This is a genomic window from Neisseria sp. P0009.S007 (assembly GCF_051962515.1).
In genome coordinates, this window is the sequence record NZ_JBQCVF010001313.1 from 1 (window position 1) to 233 (window position 233).

Genomic DNA, 233 nt, shown 5'->3' on the forward strand with positions numbered 1-233 from the left:
GTGTATTCGTCGGTTTCGTCGCCGCTGAAGAAACGCCAGCCGCTGTCGTTTTCGAAAACGGGGGCTTCGCGGTAGAGAAAGCCGACGGGTTCGCCTTGTTTGGCTACCGTATTGGTCACGATGCAGCGGTCGAGTGCGGCGGAGAGGGCTTGGGCAAATTTATTCATTGCGGTGTGTGCATGCCGTAAAAATTGTGCGGATTTTATCATGATTAGGGCAGCCTCTGCACCGTG

General features: G+C 54.9%; 1 protein-coding gene. It reads right to left on the reverse strand.

Features of this window, described 5'->3' with window-relative positions; genetic code table 11:
- A partial coding sequence (locus tag ACTHS3_RS18740) for an immunity protein Imm33 domain-containing protein (RefSeq protein ID WP_440368917.1) occupies window positions 1–167 on the reverse strand: 167 nt, incomplete at its 3' end.
- Between the last annotated feature and the right edge of the window lie 66 nt (window positions 168–233).